We start from the raw sequence: 2049 nt of genomic DNA on the forward strand, positions 1-2049 counted from the left end.
CAGCGGCTGCGCCTTCGGCGTGCTGCCGCGGGGCACCTTCAACTACTTCGCCCGCACCCACGGCATTCCCGCCGAGCTGGACGCCGCGCTGCGGGTGCTGCTGGAGGAGCGCGCGGTGCCGGTCCAGGTCGGCCTGCTCAACGACCGGGTCTTCCTCGTCAACGCGAGCCTGGGGCTGTACTCGCAGTCGCTCGAGGACCGCGAGGTCTGGAAGCGCCAGTTCGGCCGCAGCCGCGCCATCGCCATCGGCGCGGTGCTCGCGACCATCCTGCGCGGTCATCGCAGCCTCGGGCTGACGATCGAGTCGCAGGGCGCGCCGCGCAAGGTCCGCACACCGACGGTTTTCGTCGGCAACAACGCGCTGCAGATGGAGCAGGTCGGCCTGCCCGAGGCGCAGGCCATCGACCAGGGCGCGCTGGCCGGCGTGATGCTCAAGCCGGTGGGCCGCTGGGGGCTGCTGAAGCTGCTGGTGCGCGGCGCCATGGGGCGCCTGGCCGAGGCGGACCAGATCGTCAACTTCGCCTTCCGCCGGCTCACCGTGCGCGACCGCCGCATCGGCGCGCGGCGGGTGAAGGTCGCCACGGACGGGGAAGTCCTCTGGATGCGGCTGCCGCTGCATTTCGAGGTCTCGCCCCATCGGCTGATGCTGATCCGTCCCCCCGGCCTGGCGGAGGAGCGCCGTCAGGCGCAGGCCAACCTCGCCGAGGCGGAGTCCGGGCGATGACGCTGGTGCTGCAGATGTCCGACCCGCACTTCGGCACCGAGCGGCCGATGGCGCTGGCGGCGCTGGAGCGCTTGTGCGGCGAGCTGCGACCCGATGTGCTGCTGATCACCGGCGACATCACCCAGCGGGCGCGGCCGATCGAGTTCTCGCGCGCCCGGGCCTTCGTCGACAAGCTCGGCATTCCGGCGCGGCTGGTCATTCCTGGCAACCACGACATCCCGCTCTACGCGCTGCCCACGCGGCTGCTGCATCCCTACCAGCGCTATGAACGCGCCTTCGGGCCGGTCCGTGACGACGAGTTCGAGACCGACGATCTGCTGCTGATCGCGCTCAACACCACGCGGCGCTACCGGCACAAGAACGGAGAGCTGTCCGAGCGCCAGATCGAGCGCACCGCGCAGCGGCTGGCCGCGGCGCGCGCCGGTCAGGTGAAGCTGGTGGCGGTCCACCAGCCGGTGGCGGTGACGCGCGCGTCGGACCTGGCCAACCTGCTGCGCGGTCATGCGAAGGCCGCCCGACGCTGGGCGGAGGCGGGCGTGGACGCGATCGTCGGCGGCCACATCCACCTGCCCTACGTGCTGCCGCTGCACGAGCGCCGACCGGACCTGCCGCGGCCGGTCTGGGCCGTCCAGGCCGGCACCGCGCTGAGCACGCGGGTGCGGGGCGGCATCCCGAATTCGGTGAACCTGATCCGGACCGAGCAGGGGCAGGCGGCGGTCGTTGAGCGCTGGGATGTCGACGAGACCGCGGGCCTCTTTCAGCGGGTGAGTTCGACGCCGCTGACTTGAGGCGCTCTGCGCCGGCGCTTGGCCCAGCGGGCAAGCTCGATGCTGGCGATCGAGATCGTCAGCCAGGCCGTGCCGGAGGCGAAGCCGGCGAGGACGTCGCTGGGGAAATGCACGCGCAGGAACACCCGGCTCGCGCCGATCGAGAAGGCCAGCCCCGCGGCCGCGATCCAGGCCGGCACATGCCAGCGCCGCGGCAGCAGCCGCACCGCCAGGTAGGCGAGCATGCCCATCGCGATCACCGCGCCCGAGCTGTGGCCGCTGGGGAAGCTGAAGCCGTCCTCGGTGAGCCAGTGGGTGGGGTGGATCGGGCGGGCGCGCTCGAAGACGTGCTTCAGCGTCGGATTGAGGGCGCCGTTGCCCAGCATCGCCAGCGCCCAGCCCAGGGCCAGCCCGCGGCGGCGCAGGACCAGCAGGGCCGCGGTGACCACCACGCCCAGCGTGATCAGCGTTTCCCGGTTGCCCACGACGGTGATCAGGTAGAAGGCGCGCAGCGCGAGCTCGGGCACGTGATCGATCATCGCGACGATGAAGGCCTCG

Annotated in this window: 3 protein-coding genes; 2 read left to right on the forward strand and 1 reads right to left on the reverse strand. The window is 72.0% G+C overall.

Annotation, left to right across the window (positions count from 1 at the left end):
* On the forward strand, positions 1-724 hold a 724-nt coding region (locus FUT87_RS14040), incomplete at its 5' end, for a diacylglycerol kinase family protein (protein WP_147241416.1).
* Entirely contained in the window at positions 721-1512 is a 792-nt protein-coding gene (locus FUT87_RS14045) for a metallophosphoesterase (RefSeq protein ID WP_147241417.1), read from the forward strand. The genes FUT87_RS14040 and FUT87_RS14045, both read left to right, overlap by 4 nt.
* Here the strand turns inward: FUT87_RS14045 and FUT87_RS14050 are convergent.
* Positions 1482-2049: phosphatase PAP2 family protein (locus FUT87_RS14050; RefSeq protein ID WP_222617149.1), on the reverse strand; the 568-nt coding region annotated here is incomplete at its 5' end. The genes FUT87_RS14045 and FUT87_RS14050 overlap by 31 nt on opposite strands.

Source organism: Mitsuaria sp. TWR114 (genome assembly GCF_007997345.1).